Consider the following 23,188-nt stretch of genomic DNA (forward strand, 5'->3'; position numbering starts at 1 on the left):
CGGAGTTGTCCCGATGAACACAAGCAAACTCAACTGGCTCCTGGCCGCCCTGGCAGTTCTCACATTGACAGCCTGCTCAGGTAGCGAAGAACAAACCACTGCCAAAGCCGCTCCGGTCAATTTTGTAACTGGCGATGAGTGCCACGTCTGCGGCATGGTCATCACCAGCTTCCCGGGGCCGAAAGGCGAAGCCATCACCGAAAAAGAACAGCACGTGCGCAAATTCTGCTCCACTAGAGACATGTTCGCGTGGGCCTTGCAGCCAGAGAATGTAAATCGGGATCACACCCTTTACGTCCACGATATGGCGCAGACCGAATGGCAAAGCCCCAACGACACCGCTCTTATTGATGCCCGTGAAGCTTTCTATGTGATCGGTTCCAGCCGTAAGGGCGCGATGGGCCCAACCCTGGCATCCTTTTCTAGTCAGGCCGATGCAGACGATTTTGCCAGCGAACATGGTGGGAAGGTGGTGGCTTTTGCAGGAATCACCATGGACCACCTTAATAGCGGCATGGCGATGCATAGTATGGATGGAATGGACCACTAGAAATGAAAAAGGGGTCAGATGAAAGCCTTCATCTGACCCCTTCGTTAAATTGGCCGCTTAGCCGCCGGTCATATTCATGAATCGCAGAATCTGCACATCGCCATTTGTTGAAAAGTGATGTCGCTCCGGCTTCAGATCCATGGCGTTGATAATGGTCTCCCGCAGTTTGTCGTCGGTCACCGGGTTGCCGCGCAGCACCCGGCGCAGATCCACTGAGTGCTCGTTGCCCAGGCAAAGAAGCAGCCGACCTTCAACAGTCACTCTCACCCGATTGCAGGTAGAACAGAAGTTGTGGGAATGGGGGGAAATGAAACCGACCCGGGTCTCGCTATCCTCCATACGGTAATAGCGGGCGGGGCCGCCGGAATCCTCGGTTGCCGGAACCAGCTCGTGGTGTTTCCGGATGATGTCCCGCACCTCCTCGCTGGTGCAGAGCGCCAGGCCCCGATCGTGTTCGGATATTTCACCCAGGGGCATCTCTTCGATAAAGCTGATATCCACCTGCTTCTTCCGGGCGAACTCGATCAGCTCGGGAATTTCCTCATCATTCCGCCCCTTCATCACCACCGTATTGATCTTGATACCCCGGAAGCCGGCCTCACGGGCAGCATCAATACCGTCCAGCACATGGCTCAGCTTGCCCGTGCGGGTAATGTTGCGGAATTTCTCCGGGTCCAGGGAATCCAGGCTGATGTTCAGACGATGCATGCCCGCCTTGCGCAGGGGCTCTGCCATGGTCGTGAGCTGGCTGCCGTTGGTGGTCATGGCGAAGTCCCGCAGCCCGTAGGTGCCAATCTCTTTTACCAGTTCCAGAATGTCCTTGCGTACCAGAGGCTCGCCACCGGTCAGGCGAATCTTTTCGGTGCCAAGGTCAACAAAGTTGCGGGCAACGCGGGCAATTTCCTCGAGAGTCAGAACCTGCTGGCGGGGCAGGAAGGTCATGTCCTCGGCCATACAGTACACGCAGCGGAAGTCGCACCGGTCAGTGACGGACAGACGCACGTAGTTGACGGTGCGACCAAAACGGTCTGTCAGTTTGTTCTGGGGCATCGGGTTGGTCCTGTTGCCGATTGTTTTTTTAACCTGAGTATAGACCAAGTATTGCAGATCGGATCAACAATTCCGATACCCCTCGGGAGGTAGGCCGTCGGGAACTGTCTGGGTGGAGACCGCTGAGGTCTATCCTTGTAAACTAGATGCAATTATCAATCGTGGTGAGAGCGCCATTATGGGCGATCGTTTTGGGAAAACCGGATTTCGAATTCTTGCGTATATTTCAATTACGTTGGCACTGGCCGGAGTTGTTCTGCCGCTTTTGCCGACAACAGTCTTTGTGTTGTTGGCAGCGTTTTTTGCCAGTAAGGGATCTCCGGCCTTTGCTCAATGGCTTGAAGAGCACCCCAGGTTTGGCCCGGCAATCGATCAGTGGCGTACACGTCGGGCGGTGCCGATGAGGGCCAAGGTGCTCGCCTGCAGCATGATGGCGCTCAGTTGGGGGATGCTGTTCGTGCTTGGAGCATCTGGACTGGTATTGGGGATATCTGGCGTATTTTTGTGCGGCACCGCTTGTTATCTGGTGACTCGACCTTCTTATTAACGGCTTGTATTAACAACTGGAGTTTTGAATGCACATCACCCGTTACACGGATTATTCACTTCGCGTACTGATTTATCTGGCAGTACAGGGTGATCGTCTGGCGACCATACAGGAAATCGCCGACAGTTATGATATCTCCAAAAACCACCTTATGAAGGTGGTGCACCAGTTGAACAAAAAAGGCTATATCGAGACTATCCGTGGCAAAAAGGGTGGCATGCGTCTGCACCGTTCGCCTTCGGATATCAGCATCGGCATCCTGGTGCGGGAAACCGAACAGGATCTGAGCATCGTGGAGTGCTTCTCCTCCAAGAATGCTTGCAAGATAACACCGGTGTGCGGTCTTAAATCAATGTTTGGGGAAGCGCTGAAAGCGTTTCTGGAGGTGCTCGACAAGTACACGCTTGCCGACGTTATCCAGGAACAGCACAGACCCCAGCTTTTGAGGTTGCTTCAGATAGCCTGAACCGGCCAGGTTGCCTTTAGCTTGCCTGGCCGGTTCAACCCGGTCAGGCCGCTCTGGCAACCCCCGCCATCTTTCCGGGCAGGGAATGATTGAGTATCCTCTTGATGACTGTTCCGTACTGACTGGCAAAACTGCCGGTGTTGTAATGTATGCCGTGCTTTTGACATACCGCCTGCACCTTCCCGGCAATTTCCGGATATCGGTGGGCAGGCAGGTCGGGAAACACGTGATGCTCTACCTGGTAACTGAGGTGCCCGCTCAGGATGTGCAGCCAACGACCACCGGTGAAGTTTGAAGACCCGGTGAGTTGGCGCAGGTACCAGTGGCCTTTGCTCTCGCCCTCGCACTCCTCCTTGGTAAAGGTTTCCGCATCCTGTGTGAAATGGCCGCAGAAAATCACGGTGGATGACCAGAGGTTGCGGATCAGGTTGGCGCCAACATTTCCTGCCAGAACAATGGGCGCCACCGGCAAGGTGAGCAGTGGAAAGAACACGTAATCCTTGAAGGCCTGGCGGCCACCCTTGCGGGCGAATTCCTCCAGAAACGGCAGTTTTTCCCGCCAACTTATTTCCCGGCTCCGCAGCTTCTCGGTTTCAAGTTCGTGCAGGCCCACGCCCCACTGGAAGAACACGCTCAGCAGGATGTAATTGATGAACTGCAGTGTGTGCCAGGGTTTCCAGGGTTCGTCATCGGTCAGTCGTAACACGGCGTAGCCGTAGTCACGGTCCTTGCCGATAATGTTGGTGTAGGTGTGATGTTCATAGTTATGGGTGCGGCGCCAGGAATCACCTGTGCAGACCGTATCCCACTCGTAGGTCTGGGAATGCAGGCTCGGGTCGTTCATCCAGTCGTACTGGCCGTGCATGACATTATGGCCGATCTCCATATTTTCCAGGATCTTGGCAATGCCCAGGGTTGCGGTGGCGGCAACGAATACCGGCGGTATGAAACCGAGGGGCATCATGATCCGGCCCCCTGCCTCGAGGCTTCGGTGCAGGCGAACCATCCGCCGGATGTATCGGGCGTCCCGTTCGCCGAGGTCCGCAAGGACCTCATCCCGGATCGCGTTCAGATCTGTTTCAAGTTCTCCGAGCTGTGCTTCGGTCATCTTTTTCATGGTGGTACTCCCTGCGGTGCACTGAGGCTCCGCGATGAAATAGGGTGAGGATTCTTAAAGGTCGAGTGAGACCGGGCCACGGGGTACGGAGATACAAAGCTGAATGCTCTCCTCGCCGGGACCAGAGGCCTGCCCGGTCAGACGGTTGACAACGGTCCCCGTGGTTTTCCGGCAGCTGCATTGGTGGCAAATGCCCATACGGCAACCGTGGCGCGGGGTCAGCCCGGCCGCCTCGGCGATTTCCAGCAAGGTGGCATCGCCCTTGGAACCGACCTCCAGCTGGCTGCCTTCAAACTGAATCTCGCCACCGAGGGTTTCGTTTCCCAGATCTGCACTTGGCACGGAGAAAAAAGTGCTGTGGATATCTGCATCAGCAAAGCCTCGCTCGTAGAGGAGCTTCTGGGCCAGATCCATCAGGCCCTTTGGGCCGCAGAGATAGACCTGGCGGGCTTTGATGCCCGGAACTGCGTCCAGATCCTGGTCACTCAGATAGCGAGGTTCCTGTGACTCGTTGGTGGCAATGATATCAAGCGTCAGGGAGCTGTAACGTGCCTCCAGCGCCAGCAGTTTTTCCCGGGCGATCACATCATCAGTGGTTCGAACGAAATACAGCAATGTCACAGGCGCCCGGTAATCCCTGGCCGCCATGGTTTCAAGCTGGCTCAGTACTGGCGTGATCCCGCTGCCGCCGGCAATGAACAGGACCGGCCGGGCTGGTTCAGGTATCTGAAAGTCGCCAAAGGCCTCACCTATACCGATAATTGCACCGGCTTGCAGGTTATCGTGGATCCAGTTGGTCACCAGCCCGCCCGGAAGACGTTTGATGGTCAGCGTGACCAGCCCCTGTTCCTGCCAGAGCAGCGGCGAGCTCGAGAGACTGAATGTGCGGTTCCGGCGAATTCCATCAACTTCAACACAGATGTTCACATGTTGGCCCGCACCGAAACCGGACCAACGCCGGGCTGGTTTCAATACCAGGGTTTTGGTGTCCCGGGTTTCGGACAGGACCTGCTCCACCCTGGCGGGTGTGTACTCTTGTACCCACATGGGGTTGATGCGCTCGAGCAGAGGGTCGAAGAATGCCTCTGGATCGTTCCGGTTGAAAAGCTGCCTGCCAAGCCATTGAAGGGCTTTATGCTGGGTGTGTTTTGCTAACATGCTGGGTGCCTCCCTGAGGCTTTCGGTTATCCGTGTGTACAAGTGTTCACCAATGTGTACGACTGTACACACGGCTATGGAGGGATACAACGGTCCGATGGGTAATGGCTCAAAATGACAAGCATTCTGTACTTTTATTTTTTCGAGTGTGTACACTTGTGAGCCATTGGCTAGCGGCAGGCGGTGCGGACCCAAGATGGCGGAAAAACAACGACGAAAGCCCGGTGAAACGCGAGAGAAGCTGATGAGCGCGGCGTTAACACTGGTTGGCAAGGGGCGGCATTTCGCCAGTCTTGGGATTCGGGAAGTGACACGTCAGGCGGGCGTGGTTCCGACCTCGTTTTACCGGCATTTCCGCAATATGGACGATCTGGGGTTGCAGCTTGTGGATGAGTTGGGGCTGGTGCTACGCAGAATGATGCGGGAGGCCCGGGCGAATGTGTTGCAGGCGGACAAACTGATTGAAGAGTCGGTTGCCATCTTTATCAGTCACGCGCAGGCCAACCGGAGTTTTTTTCTGTTCATGGCCCAGGGGCTGGCGGGTGAGAGCAGGGCCGTGCAGGAGGGTATCCGGAGCGAGATGCGTTTCTTTGCCAGTGAGCTCGCCAACGATCTGCGGAGGCTGAGGCTGGTGGATCATCTGACCGACCAGGATCTGGATATGACCTGTGATCTGGTGGTGCGCAGTGTTGCCTTCAGCCTGACTGATCTGCTCGGCGTATCCGCCGACGACGACTACCAGATCGAACAGATCCGGAAGCGGACGACCCGCTTCCTGCAATTGATCTTCGTGGGCGCCGCCCACTGGCAAAGTGCGGGCTGATCGTCCGCTCTATCAGTCCGCTTTACTCTTTCTCGTCGACTGCTTTCGTGGCGCCCTGGGCTTGGCTTTAGGCGGCAGAATAAGGCTTTCCAGTTCGTCCAGTGCTTCACCCGTGTAAACCGCAAGTCTCTGCATGCTTGGCAGGGTGTCCCTGCAGCCCGTGTAGCCGAAGTTCAGCGATCCGTCATAGCTCAGGCAGGTGATGTTCAAGGCGCCACCGTGAGTAATCAGCGAGACAGGGTACATGGCTTCCAGTTTCGCGCCCTCGTAGTAAAGCGTTCTCTGGGGCCCCGGGACATTGGAAATCGTGACGTTAAATACCGGACGCATCCGACCGCCAAGGCCGGACATCAGTTGCAGTATGTAGGGCGACATCAGGAGCATGGTGTACTGGGTGAGCGCGCTTTTGGGCAGCTTCTGCAAATGCTCTTTGGCTCTGCGGGTGGATGCCTTGATGTTTTGCAGGCGGGTCAGTGGATCCGCTTCGTCGGTCGCAAGCGAAGAGATCATGAAACTGATCTGGGTGCCTGTCCCCTCGTCATCGGACGGCCGGATGTTGACCGGGATGCCCGCGGTGAGGGGAACGTCCGGCAGTTCATTCTGTTCCAGCAGGAAGCGTCTGAGGGCAGTTCCGCACAGGTACAGAACGATATCGTTTAGGGAGCCGCCGGAAACGTGGGCAAGCTCCTTGATCCGGTCCAGCTGGTAATGCTGGGTGGCAAATCGGCGCTGGCCGGTAACCCGGTGATTGATCTTGGATATGGGCCCGGTGAACGGTGCCGTGAGGCCATCCTCGGGGTGACGGACTGAATGCACCAGCCTGTTGCCTGCTTGCAACAAACGTGGCGCCATATCCGCCTGCAGTTTCAGGGCCTCCATGGCCTGTGAGACCGCGCCGGGCACGCTGGCCTCGGAATCGGATTTGCTGCCGCGACGGCGCTCCGGCCGAACCGACCAGGGTGGTGGCATGTCCCGTTTGTCGGGGTCGGTTGTCAGCACCCGTTGCATCAGGCGCACACCGCTGATGCCATCAATCATGGAATGATGCATCTTGGTGTAAAGCGCAAACCGGTTGTTTTCCAGTCCTTCAATAACGTGGCATTCCCAGAGCGGGCGGGCAAAATCCAGAGGGTTGGAATGCAGGCGGGACACCAGTATGCCCAGTTCCCGTTCACCGCCGGGACGCGGCAGCGCCGAGTGACGCACGTGGTAATCCAGATCGATTTTCTTGTCGACTTTCCAGCCCGGCGCCAGTACCCGACCCAACAGTCCGGACCAGGCAAGCTTTAAACCCCAGGGGGGCGCTACGTCACCGGTTTCCTTCATGCGGGTCACCATGTCCCGAAGGAAGGTTTCAGGGGCGCCCTCCGGTAGCGAAAAGATCTGCAGGTTGCCCACGTGCATGGGAGTATCTTCAGATTCTACGGCCAGCCAAGAGGCATCCAGGGTTCCCAGGCGTTTCATTCCTTGTGTGTCTCCACCAGTGTTCACGTATTTTAGTTATCTGTTGCAAGTATACTTGCAACTGCTTCGTGACACGATGTTTCAGGTCATAAAGTTCCCCGGTTTTGCAGTGCTTTATTGCCTCAAACGTTTGCCGTTTTAGTCTCCCGAAAGAGGCGAGTGTGTGCTACTTTTCATCGGTTGGTTGTAGTAAAAACAAAAACATCCGGAGGCGTTGTGGAATCCAGCCCGCTTATCTCGGCAGGACTGCCGATTGCTCTGTTCATTATTATGATTGGTATCGGCATGACCCTGACGATACGAGACTTCCGCCAGGTTGCGGTGTATCCCAAAGGGATGATTGTGGGCACCATTGCCCAGATCCTTGTCATGCCTCTCATCGCCTTCATGCTGGCCACGTTGCTGGCAGTGCCGCCGGCCATAGCCGTCGGACTTGTAATCATCGCCGCCTGTCCCGGGGGCACAACCTCGAACCTGTTTGTGCTGCTCTCGCGGGGTAACATTGCGCTATCCATCGTGCTGACCGTCAGCGCCAGCCTGATCACCATCCTTACCCTGCCGTTGTTTACCAACATTGCCCTTCAGTACTACATGGGAACCGAAGAAGACATTGTGCTGCCGGTCTGGAAAACCGTGGGGATGCTGATCGGCATCGTGCTCTTCCCGGTAGCGATCGGAATGGTGGTTCGTACCCGCAAGCCGGAAGTTGCCCGTAAGGCAGAAAGCATTGTGAGTATCTTCGGCGGTATTGTGCTGGCGTTGCTGATTGTGGCCCTGGTTTATGGGGTTCGTGACCAGATCTGGGAGCTTCTGAAACAGGCGGGGCCGGCGACCATTCTGTTGAACGTGGCCGGTATCGGTCTGGGCCTTGCTGCGGGCCGTGTGGCGGGTCTGACCCAGCGGGAATCGCTGGCGGTGGCGGTGGAACTGGGCGTAAAGAACGGTACCATTGCCCTCATGGTTACCCTGACGCTGCTGGAGTCCAGCGCCATGTCCATTCCGGCCGCTGTATACGGCGTGCTGATGTTCCCGATCGGCTTTGTTCTGGCCATGTACGGCCGAAGCATCATTCCTATTTCGACGGTACAGAAGAAAAACTGACTGGAGTCCTGCGTCATGCAGTTCCTGAACGGCATTACCCTGCTACTGGTGTATCAGCTGGTGGGTGAAATTACGGTTCGATTGTTGGGCCTACCCATTCCCGGGCCAGTGCTTGGTATGGTGATGCTGTTCATCACCCTGATGATCCGGGGCAAGGCCCCGGAGTCCGTTGATCAGGCCTCCACGGCCTTGCTCAGTCATCTCTCACTTCTGTTCGTTCCGGCTGGCGTGGGCATGATGGCGCATTTTGGCCGCATCGCCGACGAGTGGCTTCCGATAACCCTGGCGCTGCTGTTGAGCACGGTAATTACCATGGTCGCAACCGCCCTGATTATGCAGGTGACCACCCGCTGGTTCGCCAAGCCGCTTGCTGAAAAGGAGGGCAGCGATGAATGAGCCGGGCCTGAAAGACATCTGGGTATATCTCTCCGCATCACCGCTATTGGGGTTGACGATCACCCTGGTGGCCTATGGCCTGGCCTACCGGCTTTATCTGAAAACCAACTCCAACCCTCTGGCCAACCCGGTGGTCACCTCTGTTGCCATGCTGATCATCCTGTTGCTGGCAACAGGTACCTCCTACAGTGATTATTTTGAAGGGGGGCAGTTTGTTCACTTCCTGCTGGGGCCTGCGACGGTGGCATTGGCCGTTCCCCTGTATCAGCAGTTTTCCAGGCTTAGACAGCTGTGGTTGCCGGTGACCATTTCGCTCTTTTGCGGCGTGGTGATCGCCGCTGGCAGCTCCATTGGCCTGGCCCGTCTTCTGGGCGGCTCCACGGAGATCCAGATGTCCCTGGCACCGAAATCGGCAACGGCGCCGGTGGCCATGGGTATTTCTGAAAAAATAGGCGGGCTTCCGTCACTGACTGCCGTATTGGTGGTCATCACTGGCATCACGGGCGCCGTTCTGGGCACCAAACTGTTTGAATGGATCCGGGTTCGCGATGACACCGCCAAGGGCATTGCCATGGGTGTCGCGGCACACGGTATCGGGACTGCCAGGGCATTTCAGGTAAGCTCGCAGATGGGCGCTTTTTCTGGCCTGGCGATGGCGCTTTCCGCCTTTGCCACCGCCTTGCTTGTGCCCTGGCTGGTTGATCTGCTTGAGGCCTGGATCCCCGCCTGATTTCGCTACCGTGATACCTTGAATAGCGAACTCTGAGGAGGCCCTTTGCACAAAAACCATTACCTTGCAGCGGTTGTATTGGTGCCGGTCTGTTTTTCAGTCTCGCTTCCCGCGATTGGCCAGTCGCCATCAGACAATGACGATGAGCTGGTGTTGAAAGTCACGGCGCCACGGCTGGTTCGGGATCTCTATGAAACGCCCGCGGCGGTCTCTGTGGTGAACGCTCCAGACATCCGCGAAGGTCAGCAACGCCTGCAATTGGATGAATCGCTGGATACGGTCCCCGGCCTGTTTTTCCAGAACCGCTATAACTTTGCTCAGAACCTTCGTCTTTCCACCCGTGGCTTTGGGGCCCGGTCGCCTTTCGGTATACGGGGTATTCGCATCCAGGTAGACGGAATTCCCTACACTCTGCCGGATGGCCAATCCCAGATTGATGCGGTTGACCTGGATTCGGCTCAGCGTATCGAAGTGATTCGCGGGCCCTCGTCTGTTCAGTATGGCAATGCCTCCGGTGGCGTCATAGATATCACTACAGCCCGGGGAGACGATCAGCCACCGGGTGCGCGGCTCCGACAGGATGTGGGAAGTGATGATTATTACAAGACCACAGCACAGGCCAACGGTACCCAGGGCAATACAAGTGGTATTGCCACCATGTCATGGCTGAACTACAACGGCTACCGCGAACAGAGTGAGGTTGAGAAGGGGCTGTTCAATGGCCGCTTGTCCCATGAATGGGGCGAAGGGCAAAGGGTGACCGCCACTCTCAATGCCCTGCACACGCCAAGGGCGGAAGATCCCGCAGGCCTGACCGCTGAGCAGGTCGCGGAGGACCGGCGCCAGGCTACTGACAATGCCAAGAGGCTGGACTCGGGTCAGGACGTTGATCAGCAGACGCTCGGGCTGTTGTATGAAGCCCCTGCCGGCGATGCCGGGAACCTGACCGTAAGCACCTTCTTTACCCGTCGCGATTTCAGACAGCAATTACCGTTTCCCGGCCCCAGCCTTATTGCTTACGATCGGCAATTTTACGGCATCAGCTCGGATTATCAGCAGGGCAGTGAGCTTGCCGGTCGGCCGCTGACCTGGGTAGTGGGTGTCGACTTGCACCGCCAGTCGGACAAGCGTCGCCGCTACTCGGTGTCGTTCAATGGTGAGGTGACCGCACAGACGCAAATGGAAACCCAGAATGCCACAACAGCGGCGGTATTCGCACAGGGTGATCTTGCCCTGACCGACCGTTTCAACGTCTCTATCGGTACCCGCTTTGACCGCCTGAGGCTGTCTGTGGATGACCAAAAACTGGATGACGGGGACGATTCCGGAAGCCGCACCTACGATGAGTTTAGTGGCTTTGCCGGTGTCAGTTACCGGCTGGCACCTCGCCAGCAGTTGTACGCAACGATAGGCACGGCGTTCGAGTCGCCCACCTTTACCGAATTTGCCAACCCCGATGGCAGCGGTGGGTTCAACCCCGATATCGGCCCTCAACAGGCCCTCAACCGGGAAGTCGGGGTGCGAGGCGGTTTTGGGCAGGGCTTGAGTTATGACCTGGCGCTGTTCTCAATCCGGGTGGATGATGAAATCCTGCCTTATGAAATCGACAACCGCACGTTTTATGAGAATGCCGGGCGCACTGAACGCAATGGTATCGAACTCGGCCTCAGCTGGGATATTTCATACGCGTGGCGAATCACCAGCGCCCTGACTCTTGCCGATTACAAGCTCAGGAATTTCACTGACGAACAGGGCAACGACGCCTATGGCAACCGACTGCCCGGTCTGCCCCGTGAGCAGTGGGTTACGGAAGTGGAATGGCGTAGTGGCGGCCAGCGGTTCGCAGCGCTGGAATGGCAGTACGTTGGCGATCTGTACGCTGAGAACAGTAACCAGACAAACGTCAGTGACTATTGGTTGCTTGGTATCCGGGCCGGCGATAGCGTGCGTATTGGACGTCAGAGCCTGAATTTCTATGGTGGCGTCCGCAACCTGTTGGATGAAGACTACTTCAGCAATATCCGTATCAATGCCAACGCGGATCGGCCCGTAGAGGAGCGCGGCTATTTTGAGCCCGCCGCGGGAAGAACTTTTTATGCGGGCCTGGAATGGGTATTCTGAGCAGTGATAACAACATAAACCGTAGGGATTTTTAATTCATGCAAACCAAGTTTCTTCTCGAAGAAAGCCAGATGCCGAAATACTGGTACAACCTTCAGGCGGACCTGCCTGAGCCGTTGCCGGCCGTGCTGCACCCGGGCACCCAGCAGCCGGTGGGCCCGTCGGATCTTGAGCCGCTGTTTCCGATGGCGCTGATCGAACAGGAAGTAACCACCGAGCGGGAAATCGACATTCCGGAGCCGGTGCGTGATGTCTACAACCTGTGGCGCCCGGCGCCTCTTTACCGCGCCCATCGCCTCGAGAAGGCGCTCGGTACGCCGGCAAAAATCTTTTACAAATACGAAGGCGTTAGCCCGGCGGGCAGCCACAAGCCCAACACCGCGATTCCGCAAGCCTTCTACAACCGGGAAGCGGGCATTCGCACCCTCACCACCGAAACCGGTGCAGGGCAGTGGGGCACATCGCTTTCCTTCGCCGGTTCCCTGTTTGATATAGATGTTACCGTGTTTCAGGTGCGGGTTTCCTACAACCAGAAGCCCTACCGTCGGGCGGTCATGGAAACCTACGGCGCCAAATGTGTGGCTTCGCCCTCGGAACTGACCGAGTTTGGCCGCAAGGTGCTGGCTGAGACACCGGATCACACCGGCAGTCTGGGCATAGCCATCTCCGAAGCGGTGGAGCTGGCGGTGCAGGACCCGAACACGAAGTATGCCCTGGGCTCGGTTCTCAACCATGTGTTGCTGCACCAGAGCATCATCGGCCTGGAAGCCATGCAACAGATGGAAATGGCAGACTGCTGGCCAGATGTGATTGTTGGTTGTACCGGCGGTGGTTCCAACTTTGCAGGTATCGCCTTCCCGTTTATGGGACACGCCCTGAGAGGTGGTGAGAAATCCCGGATTGTTGCGGTAGAGCCCTCGGCCTGCCCAACCCTGACCCGCGGCAAATACGCCTACGATTATGGCGATACTGCCCATATGACGCCGCTCACCAAGATGCATACCCTGGGTTCGGGGTTCACGCCGCCAGGATTCCACGCCGGCGGTCTTCGCTATCATGGCATGGCGCCGCTGGTGTCCCATGCCAAGGAACTGGGCCTGTTTGATGCGGTGTCCTACACCCAGCGGGAGTGCTTCGAGGCCGGTGTTCTGTTCGCCAGGAACGAGGGGATTGTGCCGGCTCCAGAGGCCAATCATGCGGTCAAGGGCGCCATCGACGAAGCCCTGCGCTGCAAGCGGGAAGGCAAGGAAGAGGTAATCCTGTTCAACCTCTGCGGCCACGGCCATTTCGATATGGCGGCCTACACCTCCTACTTCGCCGGTGAACTGAGCGACCACGAATACGACGAACAGGAACTGGCTATGGCTCTTTCCGGACTGCCCTCGGTCAACGCCTGATCAGTCGTCTTTAGCCCGCTGCTGAAACACCGTACCGCCGCCTCCGGCATTCAATTGCCGGATGGCGGTGGGAGCGCCTTCGTTATTCAGCCGTACGTCCCCGATGCCAGACCCATTCCACAACCGCTCACCGGCCTCCCGGCCCTCGGGCAGCCTGGGTGAAATCCACATGCGCCGTCTCTTGGTGAACCAGTTGAGGGGCGACCAGGGTGCGAACAGCCAGCGATTGAGCCGGTCCAGCCATTCCAGCAGGGTGTTGGGGAATTCGTTCTTGATACCGCTACTGGTGATCTGCCAGACACGGGGGCCGTTCTGTTTGTGGCGCAGCCGCACATCGTAAGCAAACGAATAGTGAACATCGCCTGAGAGAATCACGAAGTGCCTGGGCGTTCGGGGGTGGCCGAAAATATTCAGTAGCACACTGGCCGCGCCCCGATGCGCCATCCAGTTTTCAGCATCCACCAACAGCGGCTTGCCAAAGAAGGTAAACACCCGCTGGATCATCTCGATGAGCTTTACCCCGAACATCGGCGCCGGCGAAACCACCACGACAGCATCCTCGCCCATGATTTCGTGTTGGAAATCGGTCAGTGATTCCCAGTCCATCAGTCCAGAGGGGTGACTGCGCCGGATTTCACTCCGCCAGCGATGGGTGCGGGTGTCCAGCACCACCAGTCTGGGTGATGTTGGCAGGCTGTAGTGCCAGTGTTGAAAGTGGAACAGCTGGTCGATCAGATCATCCTGAATAGCCGTGTCCAGCTCGTGTTGCCCGTTGCTGGACTCGAACAGCCTCTGACACTGTTCGATTAACTGCCCGAAATTGCCAGGCTGGTTGCCCCAGCCCTGGCACAAAAGATAGCCCAGCAGGGCATTGCCAATGATGCGCCGGGAAAAGGGGTGTTCGTAAGCGGTGGTTTCCCAGAGGGCCGAGAGGTTCCAGTCGTCTGTGACGTCATGATCATCAAAGATCATGTAGACGGGCACGTTGGCCATGGCGCGAGCTGCCCGAGGCAGGCTCCTGCGGAACTCGTCGATGGCGGCCTGTTCTTTCCGGTAGCGCGCCAGTTCGTCCGGGTCATCGACCGGCTCGGTGCTGGTAACAAAAGCCCAGGGTTCCGGCGACCACACCAGCAGGTACATGGCCATCACCTCGGCAAACGAGATCAGGTGATTGCCGGCGTTGGCGGTGGTGAAAACGGGCTTTCGAACGCCACCGAAAAAGCGCTCGGTCAGGTCCTCATTGAATTCGGATTCCGGCAGCAGTTCATCCCGGTGGTAATAGGCATTCGCCACCGAGGTCAGTTCCTTGCTGTGTTTGAGCGAGGCGCCTTCCAGCGTTTCCTGGTAAAGACCCAGCTGGTGAATGACGCACTGGATGGCATGGAGCATGGGGCCGGCCACATCGTCGGCGTAGACCTGGTCGCCGGTCATCAGGAGCAGGGACGGAACGTCCTCAAGTTTTTCTGCCGTCTGCAGTTCCTCGTCCACCCGAACCAGCCCGTCCCGGGAAGGATGGTGGGGTCTTCGGCAGGAGCCATGGAGTATGCGATCCAGTTTCGACTTCAGGGTAAAGCCCGGGCGTTCCCGGCCTTCGGGGCAGAGGTGAGGGGCCCATGCCCGGATCCACCGGGGGGCGTCGGATCCGTCGCCGGTAAGCCCCAGGTCGTATTCCAGTCGTGTGTTACGGGGCAAGGCGGACTCGGGCGTAATTGTCAGCAGGTTCAGCCAGGCACGGGCGCCAACTCTGAGCTGGAAAAGCTCTGAATCGGCTACCGGACGATCCAGCAGCTGATTCTCACCATCGAAGATCCGCACGGCAAAGGTAACCGGCTCGCAGGTTACCAGCCAAAGGACGATCGAGTCCGGCGCGGCATGACGTAGAATCGGGCCGGCCAGTGCCGGCCCGAATTTGTCATCAGGCTCCAGAATCAGTCCTCCTCAAGCTCCCTTGGCGGGCAGTGGTGATCCTCCACAACGGTGCCATCGTCCACACTCTCCAGGTGCACATCAAAGCCCCATAGCCGATGCACGTGCCGCAGGACCTCGTCGGTTTCCTTGCCCAGGGGGACGCGGTCCACGGGAATGTGGCGCAGTGTCAGTGAGCGGTCGCCACGGACATCCACATTCCATACCTGAATGTTGGGTTCCCGATAACTCAGGTTGTACTGCCGCGCCAGTTTCTCGCGCAGGTCCCGGTACCCGGGGTCATCGTGAATGGCGGTTACCCGGTACACGTCTTCCTGATCATCATTCTGGATCGCGAAGAGTTTCAGATCCCGCATTACCTTGGGAGAGAGGAATTGCTGGATAAAGCTCTCGTCCTTGAAGTTCTTCATCGCAAAATGCAGGGTTTCCAGCCAGTCGCTTCCGGCGATGTCGGGGAACCATTCACGGTCTTCCTCGGTGGGGTTCTCGCAGATTCGGCGGAGATCCGTAAAGATCGAGAATCCCAGGGTGTATGGGTTAATGCCTGAATACCATGGGCTGTTGAACGGCGGCTGGTAAACGACTGCCGAGTGGCTCTGGAGAAACTCGAGCATGAAGCCATCGTTCACCAGACCCTTGTCGTACATGCGATGCAGCAGGGTATAGTGCCAGAAAGTGGCCCAGCCTTCGTTCATCACCTGGGTCTGGCGCTGGGGGTAGAAGTACTGGCCCAGCTTGCGCACGATACGAATGATTTCCCGTTGCCAGGTTTCCAGCAAGGGCGCGTTCTTCTCGATGAAATAGAGAATGTTTTCCTGGGGCTCTTCCGGATAGCGCTTGCCGCGCCTTACCGGGTCATCGTCGTCGTCCGGTTTTGGAATGGTGCGCCAGAGATCGTTGATACGCCGTTGCTGGTACTCTTCACGCTCCTTCTGACGACGTAGTTCTTCCGATGCCGATATCGGTGCCGGTCGCTTGTAACGGTCCACACCATAGTTCATCAGGGCATGGCAGGAATCCAGGATTTCCTCCACCGCATCCACGCCGTATCGCTCCTCGCATTCAGCAACGTAATGGCGTGCGAACACCAGGTAATCAATGATCGCGCTGGCGTCGGTCCAGGTGCGGAACAGGTAGTTGCCCTTGAAGAAGGAGTTGTGGCCATAGGACGCGTGGGCAATAACCAGCGCCTGCATCGGCAGGGTGTTCTCCTCCATCAGGTAGGCGATGCAGGGATTGGAGTTGATCACGATCTCGTAGGCCAGGCCCATCTGCCCGCGCTGATAGCCCTTGGACGTACTGAGAAACTGCTTGCCGAAGGACCAGTGATGGTAGCCAACCGGCATGCCTACGGAGCTGTAGGCGTCCATCATCTGCTCCGCGCTGATCACCTCGACCTGATTCGGGTAGGTGTCCAGACCGAACTCGGCGGCGCACTTGGCAATCTCGTCGTCGTATGTCTGGATCAGCTCGAACGTCCATTCAGAACCGGTCGAGATAGGCTCCCGGGCTCTGGGCTGGTCACTTTTCGGCAGATTGGGGCGGTCCATGAGGTTAGTCATGCGGCTTTCCTCTCAAACAACTGGCGGAACACCGGATAGATTTCGCCGGGGTCGGCGATCTGTTGCAAGGCGAAGGCGTGAGGGAACTGCTCCTGGATCTTCTCGTATTCGTACCAGAGCATCTGATGGTCCTGCGGTGTGATTTCCACATAGGCAAAATACTGCACCAGGGGCAGGATGTTGTCGGCCAGGATCTTGCCGCACACCGGGGAGTCATCGTTCCAGTTATCACCGTCTGATGCCTGGGCCGCGTAGATGTTCCATTCGGCCGGGGAATAGCGGGATTCAATAATCTTGTGCATCAGCTTCAGGGCACTGGAGACGATGGTGCCCCCGGTTTCACGGGAATAGAAGAACTCTTCCTCGTCCACTTCCTTGGCGCTGGTGTGGTGCCGGATGAAGACCACTTCGATCTTCTTGTAGTTCTTCTTCAGGAACAGGTACAGCAGGATGAAAAAGCGTTTGGCGATGTCCTTGTGCATCTGGGTCATGGAGCCAGACACGTCCATCAGGCAGAACATCACGGCACTTGTGGCCGGTTGCGGCTTTTTCAGATGTTGACGGTAGCGCAGGTCGATTTCATCAATGAAAGGAATACGGCGGACGTTCGCTTTCAGTCGCGCGATTTCCTCTTCAAGAACCTGAATCTGGTCCTCGTGGCTGAAAGCGGGGTCCAGATCTTCCGGCGCCGTTTTCAGCGCTTCCAGCTGTTTCTCCAGATCCCGGATCTTTTTCTTGCGAGCGCCTCCGAGGCCCAGTCGTCGGGCGTGAGCGCCCCGCAATGAGCGTACAACATCCAGTTTGGCCGGCACCCCATCGGTGCTGAAGCCGGAACGGACATACTTGAAGGCTTCTGTATCCTTGAGCTTCTTGCGGGCCAGGTTGGGCAGTTCGAGATCGTCGAACAGGAAATCCAGGAATTCTTCCTGGGTAATCTGGAACGCGAACTCGTCCATGCCCTCACCGTCAGGGCTGGCCTGTCCCTGTCCGGACCCCTGGCCTCCACCACCCTCGGGCTTGGGAATGGTGTCACCGGCCACAAACTCCTGGTTGCCCGGATGCACCACTTCCCGCTTGCCGCCCTGGCCGTGGTGGAAGATGGGTTCTTCGATGTCGCGGGACGGAATGCTGACCTTCTCGCCCCGTTCTATATCTGTGATCGAGCGTTTCTGAACTGCGTCCGACACCGCACGTTTAATGTGGTGGCGGTAGCGGCGCAGGAACCGTTCCCGGTTCACTGCGCTTTTGTTTTTACCGTTCAGTCGCCGGTCGACTATGTGGGTCATTCCCATGGCGTTACTCCAGCTCAGTGAATGGTCACTGACTTAGTGAGACTTGCGAACTCGCAGGTACCATTCGGCCAACAGCCGGACCTGCTTCTCCGTGTAGCCTCGATCGACCATACGCTCGACAAACTGCTTGTGCTTGTTCTGATCTTCCTGGCTTGCTTTCGGGTTGAACGAAATCACCGGCAACAGATCCTCGGTGTTCGAGAACATCTTCTTCTCGATTACGGAGCGCAGTTTCTCGTAGCTGAGCCAGGACGGATTCTTGCCACCGTTGTTCGCCCGGGCCCGCAGTACGAAGTTGACCACCTCGTTGCGGAAATCCTTCGGGTTGGAAATGCCCGCTGGCTTCTCGATTTTTTCCAGCTCTTCGTTGATCGAGGAGCGGTCGAGAATCTCGCCGGTATCCGGGTCCCGGTATTCCTGATCCTGAATCCAGAAATCGGCATAGGTGACATACCGGTCGAACAGGTTCTGGCCGTATTCGCTGTAGCTCTCCAGGTACGCAGTCTGGATTTCCTTGCCGATAAACTGCACATAGTGCGGGGCCAGGAATTCCTTGATGAACCGGAGATACTTCTCATGAGTTTCAGCAGGGAACTGCTCCTGCTCAATCTGTTTTTCCAGAACGTAGAGCAGGTGTACCGGGTTGGCGGCTACTTCGGTGGTGTCAAAGTTGAACACCTTGGACAGGATCTTGAAGGCGAAACGGGTGGAGAGCCCATCCATACCTTCCATCACGCCGGCGGCGTCACGGTACTCCTGGATTGATTTGGCTTTCGGGTCGGTATCCTTGATGTTCTGGCCGTCATAAACCCGCATCTTCGAGAAGATGCTGGAGTTTTCCGGCTCCTTGATGCGCGAGAGCACCGAGAACTGGGCCAGCATGTCCAGGGTGTCCGGCGCGCAGGGAGCGCCTTCCAGCGAGCTGTTGCTCAGCAGTTTCTTGTAGATCTCGATTTCTTCCGTCACCCGCACGCAGTAGGGCACCTTGACGATGTACACCCGGTCAAGGAACGCTTCGTTGTGCTTGTTGTTGCGGAAGGTCTGCCACTCGGATTCGTTAGAGTGGGCCAGGATCACACCGTCGAAGGGGACAGAGCCCATGCCTTCGGTGGTGTTGTAGTTGCCCTCCTGAGTGGCTGTCAGCAACGGATGCAGCACTTTGATCGGTGCCTTGAACATCTCCACGAATTCCATCAGGCCCTGGTTGGCTTTGCACAGGCCACCGCTGAAGCTGTAGGCATCCGGATCATCCTGGGAGAAATCCTCCAGCATGCGGATGTTGACCTTGCCCACGAGGGCGGAAATGTCCTGGTTGTTGTCGTCACCGGGCTCGGTTTTGGATACAGCAATCTGGTCGAGTACCGAGGGGTACATTTTCACAACCCGGAACTGGCTGACGTCGCCGCCGTATTCATGCAGGCGTTTGACGGCCCAGGGCGACATAATGTTCTTCAGGTAGCGGGAAGGGATGCCGTATTCCTCTTCGAGGATCTGGGCGTCTTCAGCCGGGTCGAACAGGCCCAGCGGTGATTCGTTTACCGGCGAGCCCTTGATGGCGTAGAAGGGCACTTTCTGCATCAGTGATTTGAGCTTTTCTGCCAGGGACGATTTACCGCCGCCGACGGGGCCAAGCAGGTAAAGAATCTGTTTCTTTTCTTCCAGGCCCTGGGCGGCATGGCGGAAGAAGGAGACGATGTTTTCTACGGCGTCTTCCATGCCATAGAACTCGGAAAATTCGGGGTACCGCTTGATGACCTTGTTGGAAAATATCCTTGAAAGCCTCGGATCTTTCGAGGTGTCGACGAACTCTGGTTCGCCAATGGCAATTAACATTCTCTCAGCGGCCGTGGCGTAGGCCGTTGGGTCCTTTTTGCAGATCTCCAGGTATTCTTCCAGGCTGTATTCTTCTTCCTGAGTACTCTCATACCGGTCTTTGAAGTGCTGCAGTATGCTCATAGATTGCCCTCGCTCGCTGTATCTTCAGCTTTCAATGCACGCAATTTCCCCGTTGCAGTCAGTTCCGCCCGCCTGGGCGGTTTATTTAGTTATGGGTGGAAGGAATGGATACTTACAAGCCTGTGCACGATCCTGTCGAGGTCGGCTTGCTTACTTTGAGCTTAGTTCACGGTTCGGGAGTTGGACAGTGTGTGAGTGGTTAAGGTTCATTAAATTATGTTAGGCGGGTGTGTTGGTTTTGTAGCTTGCCGGGTTTCTGGGGGGGCAGTGTGAGGGGGCTGGAGTGCACCGGGTGGCTTTCTGAAAACGAATTGGCAACTCGCTTCGCTCAGACATCAAATTCGTTGTCAGAAAGCCACCCGATACACTCCGATCAGGCCACGGAGGCGACCGCCTGAAGGCAGGCTAGAGTTTGGTTAAACGGAAGACGCTTTCTGAGGCGTTTTCCAGACCTTTTCTCTTTGTAAACGGATGATCCTTGGCCAGGGTGTTGGTCAGGATGTGCTCGATCTTGTAGTCGCCCTGGTAGAGCTCCCGCACTTCTTCGTCGCTGACGTTGAACGGCGGGCCCTTGATTTCGGTGTCGTAGTCCAGCGTGATCAGCAGGATTCTGGTGCCGTCCGGAATGATGGCGGTCAGATGGTCAACATAGCCTTTGCGCATGTGTGGCGGCAGGGCAATCAGGGCGGCGCGGTCGTAGACCAGTCGCACGTGTTTGAGGTCTTCCGGTACCAGTTGGAAGAAGTCGCCGCACCAGAGTTGCAGGTTTTCGTGTTTGAAGGTAATGAAGGGTTCGCCGGGGTGAACTTTCGCGTTCTCGCCGGCTTCTTCGAAGAAGTCCTTGCAGGCCAGTTCGCTCAGCTCTACGCCGATGATGGGGTGGCCGCGGTCGTGGAGCCACCACATGTCGTGGGCTTTGCCGCAGAGTGGGACGAAGACGGCATCGGTGCCTTTGCCGGCCAGTTCCGGCCAATGGTCATAGAGGTACTTGTTAACCGTGCCCTCGTGGAAACCGATTTCCTTTTTGGCCCAGCGTTCATGCCAGAATTCATGTTCCATGGTTCATACCCTGTTCATGCTTGCATATCTTGAGTTTTGGACGTTTATCTCAGTCTACCCTAATCTGTGGCCATCTGGATTCAGGAGAAAAGTATGAAAGCGGTGTTCCTTGATGCCAAAACCCTTGGCGATGATGTCGATCTGTCGCCCATCGAGTCGGTGACGGGCGGGCTGAAGAAATATGAACGGACAGCGCCGGATGAGGTCCTAGAACGCATCCGCGGATTTGATACCGTTCTGGTCAACAAGGTGGTGCTGCGCCGGGAGCATTTCGAGGCCTGCCCGGAACTTGAAACCATCGCAGTGGTGGCGACCGGCTTGAACAACATCGATCAGGCGGCGGCGAAGGATCACGGCATCGAGGTGATGAACGTGACCAACTATGGCCGCTCCACGGTGGCTCAGCACACCATGGCGCTGATGCTGGCGCTGGCCACCCGGCTGTTGGATTACACCCGCGATGTCCAGGCAGGGCGTTGGGGTAAAAGCGATATGTTCTGCCTGATGGATCACCCGATCATGGAGCTGGAGGGCCGCACGCTCGGTATTATCGGCTATGGCGATCTGGGCCAGGGCGTGGCAGAGCGGGCTGCGGCGTTTGGCATGAAGGTTCTTCTTGGTGCCCGGCCCGGGCAGGAACCGGGTGTGGTGGACGGATATTCCCGAATTCCACTGGACGAACTGCTACCCCAGGCAGACGTGCTCTCGCTCCACTGCCTGCTCACCGATGGGACCCGGGATCTGATCGACGCCCGCGAGCTGAGAATGATGAAGCCGGAATCGTTGCTCATCAACACCAGCCGTGGTGGCCTGGTGAACGAACAGGCGCTGGCGGATGCGCTGCGCGCCCGCGAAATTGGCGGCGCGGGTTTCGATGTGTTGACCGAGGAACCGCCCCGAAACGGCAATCCCCTGCTGGCGGACGATATTCCGAATCTGATTATTACCCCGCACTCCGCCTGGGCCAGCCGGGAGGCGCGGCAGCGGATTGTAGGTATCACCGCTGCCAATCTCAAATCGGTGCTGTAAAAGGAAAGCCCCGGAGGAACCGGGGCTTTCGAGACTGGCATGGGGGCAGTTCAGTATTTCCAGCCCACACTGACCGAGGCGCCCAGCTGGTACATTTCCAGATCGATGGTCTGGTTCGGTGCGAGCGGGTTGGGTCCGGTTACTGTCTTGGCGGGGGAATAAAACGCCATGCCCGATACATCGAGGTTTTCGCTGAAGCTGTGGGTGAAACCACCGGTGAAGTGCCATTCCTGAACACCCGGTGCCAGAATGTTGAACAACACATCCTCGTCTGAGATCGGATTCTCACCGTAGCTCACACCGGCACGCCACGCGTGGGAATGGGTTTGCTGCCACTGCCAGCCGAGCTTGACGATGGTCATGTCGTCCCAGCCAAAGCCTGCGCCGTTATCATCGCCGAGTTGTGCGGTCTGCAGATTTGGCAGCAGCGGGTTGCCCACGCTATTGATCTCGCTGTAACGGATGTGCTGGATATCCAGCAGGAACCAGTGGTCTTCAAGTCCGGACCACGCAATACCCGCCTTGAACATCTGGGGAATGTCGAAGTCGCCCTGTTCCGCAAACAGACCGCGGTATTTGTCGAACTCGTTCATCTTCAGAATATTGCGCCAGCTCAAGCCACCGCGGAGGGTATCTGTGATTTCGCCCTGCCAGCCGATCTGGTAACCGTAGCCCCAGGCATCGTCGGTGCCGTTGTTGGAAAGTGCGGCCGGGTCTGACGAGAATAGCGCGAAGCTCTGTAAACCTTCAGCTTCGAAGCGCTGATAGGCAATGACTGGGGAAATGCCGAAGGCCTGGTTGTCGGAGAATTCCCAGGACCAGGTCGGGGCAATAAAAAGCTGCTCCAGATTTACACCGGTTCGGCCCGCGTAGAAAGGTCCTCCGCTCTTACCGGAGTAATCGGTGTTCATACCGCCATTGGCAAACACCGAAACGCCGAAACTTGTGGTATCTGACAGTTCCCGATTAAAGCCCAGGTGGGGAATAACAAAACCGTTGCGACTGCTTTTATAGGCGCCGGGCTGCAACGAGAATGCAGGTGGAGGAGAAAGCGGGCCCTCAACCGTGTACTCTCGCCTCGGCGAAAAAACTTCGAAACCGCCATCAATGCGATTACCAACAAAAGCCATGCCCGCCGGGTTGATCGCTGCCGCAATACTGTCCTGGGACAACGCAGTACCGGCGCCGGCCATGCCTTTACTGATGGTGCCATAGCCGTGGCTGAAATAGCCGTTGGTGGCGAGGGCGGTCACCGGGGAGAAGGCAGTAAATGCAGCAGCGCCCAGAGCAAGTTTGATTCGCATCAGAAAATACCCGATCAGAAAAATGCCATTTCGTGAATAGCGGCCTTTTTACAGAAAATCTGTTATAAGAGGAAGTAATAAATGCTGATATGGTTATATTGGATGTGTAGCCCTCGCAAACTGCCGTTAATCGGCCATAC

20 protein-coding genes are annotated in these 23,188 nt (G+C 57.1%); 10 read left to right on the forward strand and 10 right to left on the reverse strand.

Annotated elements, in window-relative coordinates; all coding sequences use genetic code 11:
• Window positions 1-13 precede the first annotated feature (13 nt).
• Complete coding sequence (locus CFT65_RS06235) at window positions 14-550, forward strand: nitrous oxide reductase accessory protein NosL (RefSeq protein ID WP_088827109.1); 537 nt, start codon at window positions 14-16, stop codon at window positions 548-550.
• Between the two features lie 57 nt (window positions 551-607).
• On the opposite strand, the gene moaA is transcribed toward CFT65_RS06235, so the two are convergent.
• Complete coding sequence (gene moaA / locus CFT65_RS06240) at window positions 608-1,600, reverse strand: GTP 3',8-cyclase MoaA (RefSeq protein WP_088827110.1); 993 nt, start codon at window positions 1,598-1,600, stop codon at window positions 608-610.
• 112 nt (window positions 1,601-1,712) lie between these two features.
• On the opposite strand from moaA, the gene CFT65_RS06245 reads away from it, so the two are divergent.
• Window positions 1,713-2,147, forward strand: coding sequence for a YbaN family protein (locus CFT65_RS06245; protein ID WP_228705786.1), 435 nt, complete (start codon window positions 1,713-1,715; stop codon window positions 2,145-2,147).
• 28 nt (window positions 2,148-2,175) lie between these two features.
• The gene (locus tag CFT65_RS06250; RefSeq protein WP_014578197.1) at window positions 2,176-2,613 is read left to right on the forward strand and encodes an RrF2 family transcriptional regulator; all 438 of its coding nucleotides are present in this window, start codon (window positions 2,176-2,178) and stop codon (window positions 2,611-2,613) included.
• A 43-nt stretch (window positions 2,614-2,656) separates the two neighbouring features.
• Here CFT65_RS06250 and CFT65_RS06255 read toward each other — a convergent pair whose 3' ends face one another.
• Together CFT65_RS06255 and CFT65_RS06260 are read right to left on the reverse strand one after the other, a co-directional pair.
• The gene (locus CFT65_RS06255; protein WP_088827111.1) at window positions 2,657-3,730 is read right to left on the reverse strand and encodes a fatty acid desaturase family protein; all 1,074 of its coding nucleotides are present in this window, start codon (window positions 3,728-3,730) and stop codon (window positions 2,657-2,659) included.
• Between the two features lie 54 nt (window positions 3,731-3,784).
• Window positions 3,785-4,888: a ferredoxin reductase gene (locus CFT65_RS06260; RefSeq protein WP_088827112.1), complete on the reverse strand. Its 1,104-nt coding sequence runs from the start codon at window positions 4,886-4,888 to the stop codon at window positions 3,785-3,787.
• Window positions 4,889-5,084: 196 nt separating this feature from the next.
• On the opposite strand from CFT65_RS06260, the gene CFT65_RS06265 reads away from it, so the two are divergent.
• A complete protein-coding gene (locus CFT65_RS06265) occupies window positions 5,085-5,711 on the forward strand; it encodes a TetR family transcriptional regulator (RefSeq protein WP_088827113.1) in 627 nt (208 codons plus the stop codon).
• 12 nt (window positions 5,712-5,723) lie between these two features.
• On the opposite strand, the gene CFT65_RS06270 is transcribed toward CFT65_RS06265, so the two are convergent.
• Complete coding sequence (locus CFT65_RS06270; RefSeq protein WP_088827114.1) at window positions 5,724-7,175, reverse strand: WS/DGAT/MGAT family O-acyltransferase; 1,452 nt, start codon at window positions 7,173-7,175, stop codon at window positions 5,724-5,726.
• 216 nt (window positions 7,176-7,391) lie between these two features.
• Here CFT65_RS06270 and CFT65_RS06275 point away from each other — a divergent pair, with 216 nt between their 5' ends.
• The 5 genes from CFT65_RS06275 to CFT65_RS06295 are packed head-to-tail and all read left to right on the forward strand — an operon-like array spanning window position 7,392 to window position 12,920.
• Window positions 7,392-8,276, forward strand: a complete 885-nt coding sequence (locus tag CFT65_RS06275) for a bile acid:sodium symporter family protein (RefSeq protein WP_088827115.1) — start codon at window positions 7,392-7,394, stop codon at window positions 8,274-8,276.
• A 15-nt stretch (window positions 8,277-8,291) separates the two neighbouring features.
• Window positions 8,292-8,672: a CidA/LrgA family protein gene (locus tag CFT65_RS06280; protein WP_088827116.1), complete on the forward strand. Its 381-nt coding sequence runs from the start codon at window positions 8,292-8,294 to the stop codon at window positions 8,670-8,672.
• Window positions 8,665-9,402, forward strand: coding sequence for an LrgB family protein (locus CFT65_RS06285; RefSeq protein ID WP_088827117.1), 738 nt, complete (start codon window positions 8,665-8,667; stop codon window positions 9,400-9,402). The genes CFT65_RS06280 and CFT65_RS06285 overlap by 8 nt, the downstream gene beginning before the upstream one ends.
• A gap of 45 nt (window positions 9,403-9,447) precedes the next feature.
• Window positions 9,448-11,523, forward strand: coding sequence for a TonB-dependent receptor family protein (locus CFT65_RS06290; RefSeq protein WP_088827118.1), 2,076 nt, complete (start codon window positions 9,448-9,450; stop codon window positions 11,521-11,523).
• A 38-nt stretch (window positions 11,524-11,561) separates the two neighbouring features.
• Complete coding sequence (locus tag CFT65_RS06295) at window positions 11,562-12,920, forward strand: TrpB-like pyridoxal phosphate-dependent enzyme (RefSeq protein WP_088827119.1); 1,359 nt, start codon at window positions 11,562-11,564, stop codon at window positions 12,918-12,920.
• Here CFT65_RS06295 and CFT65_RS06300 read toward each other — a convergent pair whose 3' ends face one another.
• The 5 genes from CFT65_RS06300 to tmpT all read right to left on the reverse strand — a co-directional run bounded on the left by CFT65_RS06300 (window position 12,921) and on the right by tmpT (window position 20,715).
• Window positions 12,921-14,852, reverse strand: coding sequence for an alkaline phosphatase D family protein (locus tag CFT65_RS06300; RefSeq protein ID WP_416376650.1), 1,932 nt, complete (start codon window positions 14,850-14,852; stop codon window positions 12,921-12,923).
• Window positions 14,849-16,408, reverse strand: coding sequence for a SpoVR family protein (locus CFT65_RS06305; RefSeq protein WP_088827121.1), 1,560 nt, complete (start codon window positions 16,406-16,408; stop codon window positions 14,849-14,851). The genes CFT65_RS06300 and CFT65_RS06305 overlap by 4 nt, the downstream gene beginning before the upstream one ends.
• Window positions 16,405-17,700 carry a YeaH/YhbH family protein gene (locus tag CFT65_RS06310; RefSeq protein WP_088827122.1) on the reverse strand — a complete coding sequence of 432 codons (1,296 nt, stop codon included), beginning with the start codon at window positions 17,698-17,700 and terminating at the stop codon, window positions 16,405-16,407. The genes CFT65_RS06305 and CFT65_RS06310 overlap by 4 nt, the downstream gene beginning before the upstream one ends.
• A 33-nt stretch (window positions 17,701-17,733) precedes the next feature.
• The gene (locus tag CFT65_RS06315; RefSeq protein WP_088827123.1) at window positions 17,734-19,656 is read right to left on the reverse strand and encodes a PrkA family serine protein kinase; all 1,923 of its coding nucleotides are present in this window, start codon (window positions 19,654-19,656) and stop codon (window positions 17,734-17,736) included.
• 405 nt (window positions 19,657-20,061) lie between these two features.
• Entirely contained in the window at window positions 20,062-20,715 is a 654-nt protein-coding gene (gene tmpT, locus CFT65_RS06320; protein ID WP_088827124.1) for a thiopurine S-methyltransferase, read from the reverse strand.
• Between the two features lie 93 nt (window positions 20,716-20,808).
• On the opposite strand from tmpT, the gene CFT65_RS06325 reads away from it, so the two are divergent.
• The gene (locus CFT65_RS06325) at window positions 20,809-21,744 is read left to right on the forward strand and encodes a D-2-hydroxyacid dehydrogenase (protein ID WP_088827125.1); all 936 of its coding nucleotides are present in this window, start codon (window positions 20,809-20,811) and stop codon (window positions 21,742-21,744) included.
• A 50-nt stretch (window positions 21,745-21,794) separates the two neighbouring features.
• Here CFT65_RS06325 and CFT65_RS06330 read toward each other — a convergent pair whose 3' ends face one another.
• Complete coding sequence (locus tag CFT65_RS06330; RefSeq protein WP_088827126.1) at window positions 21,795-23,048, reverse strand: OmpP1/FadL family transporter; 1,254 nt, start codon at window positions 23,046-23,048, stop codon at window positions 21,795-21,797.
• Window positions 23,049-23,188: the final 140 nt, after the last annotated feature.

Source organism: Marinobacter sp. es.048 (genome assembly GCF_900188435.1).
GTDB lineage: Bacteria > Pseudomonadota > Gammaproteobacteria > Pseudomonadales > Oleiphilaceae > Marinobacter.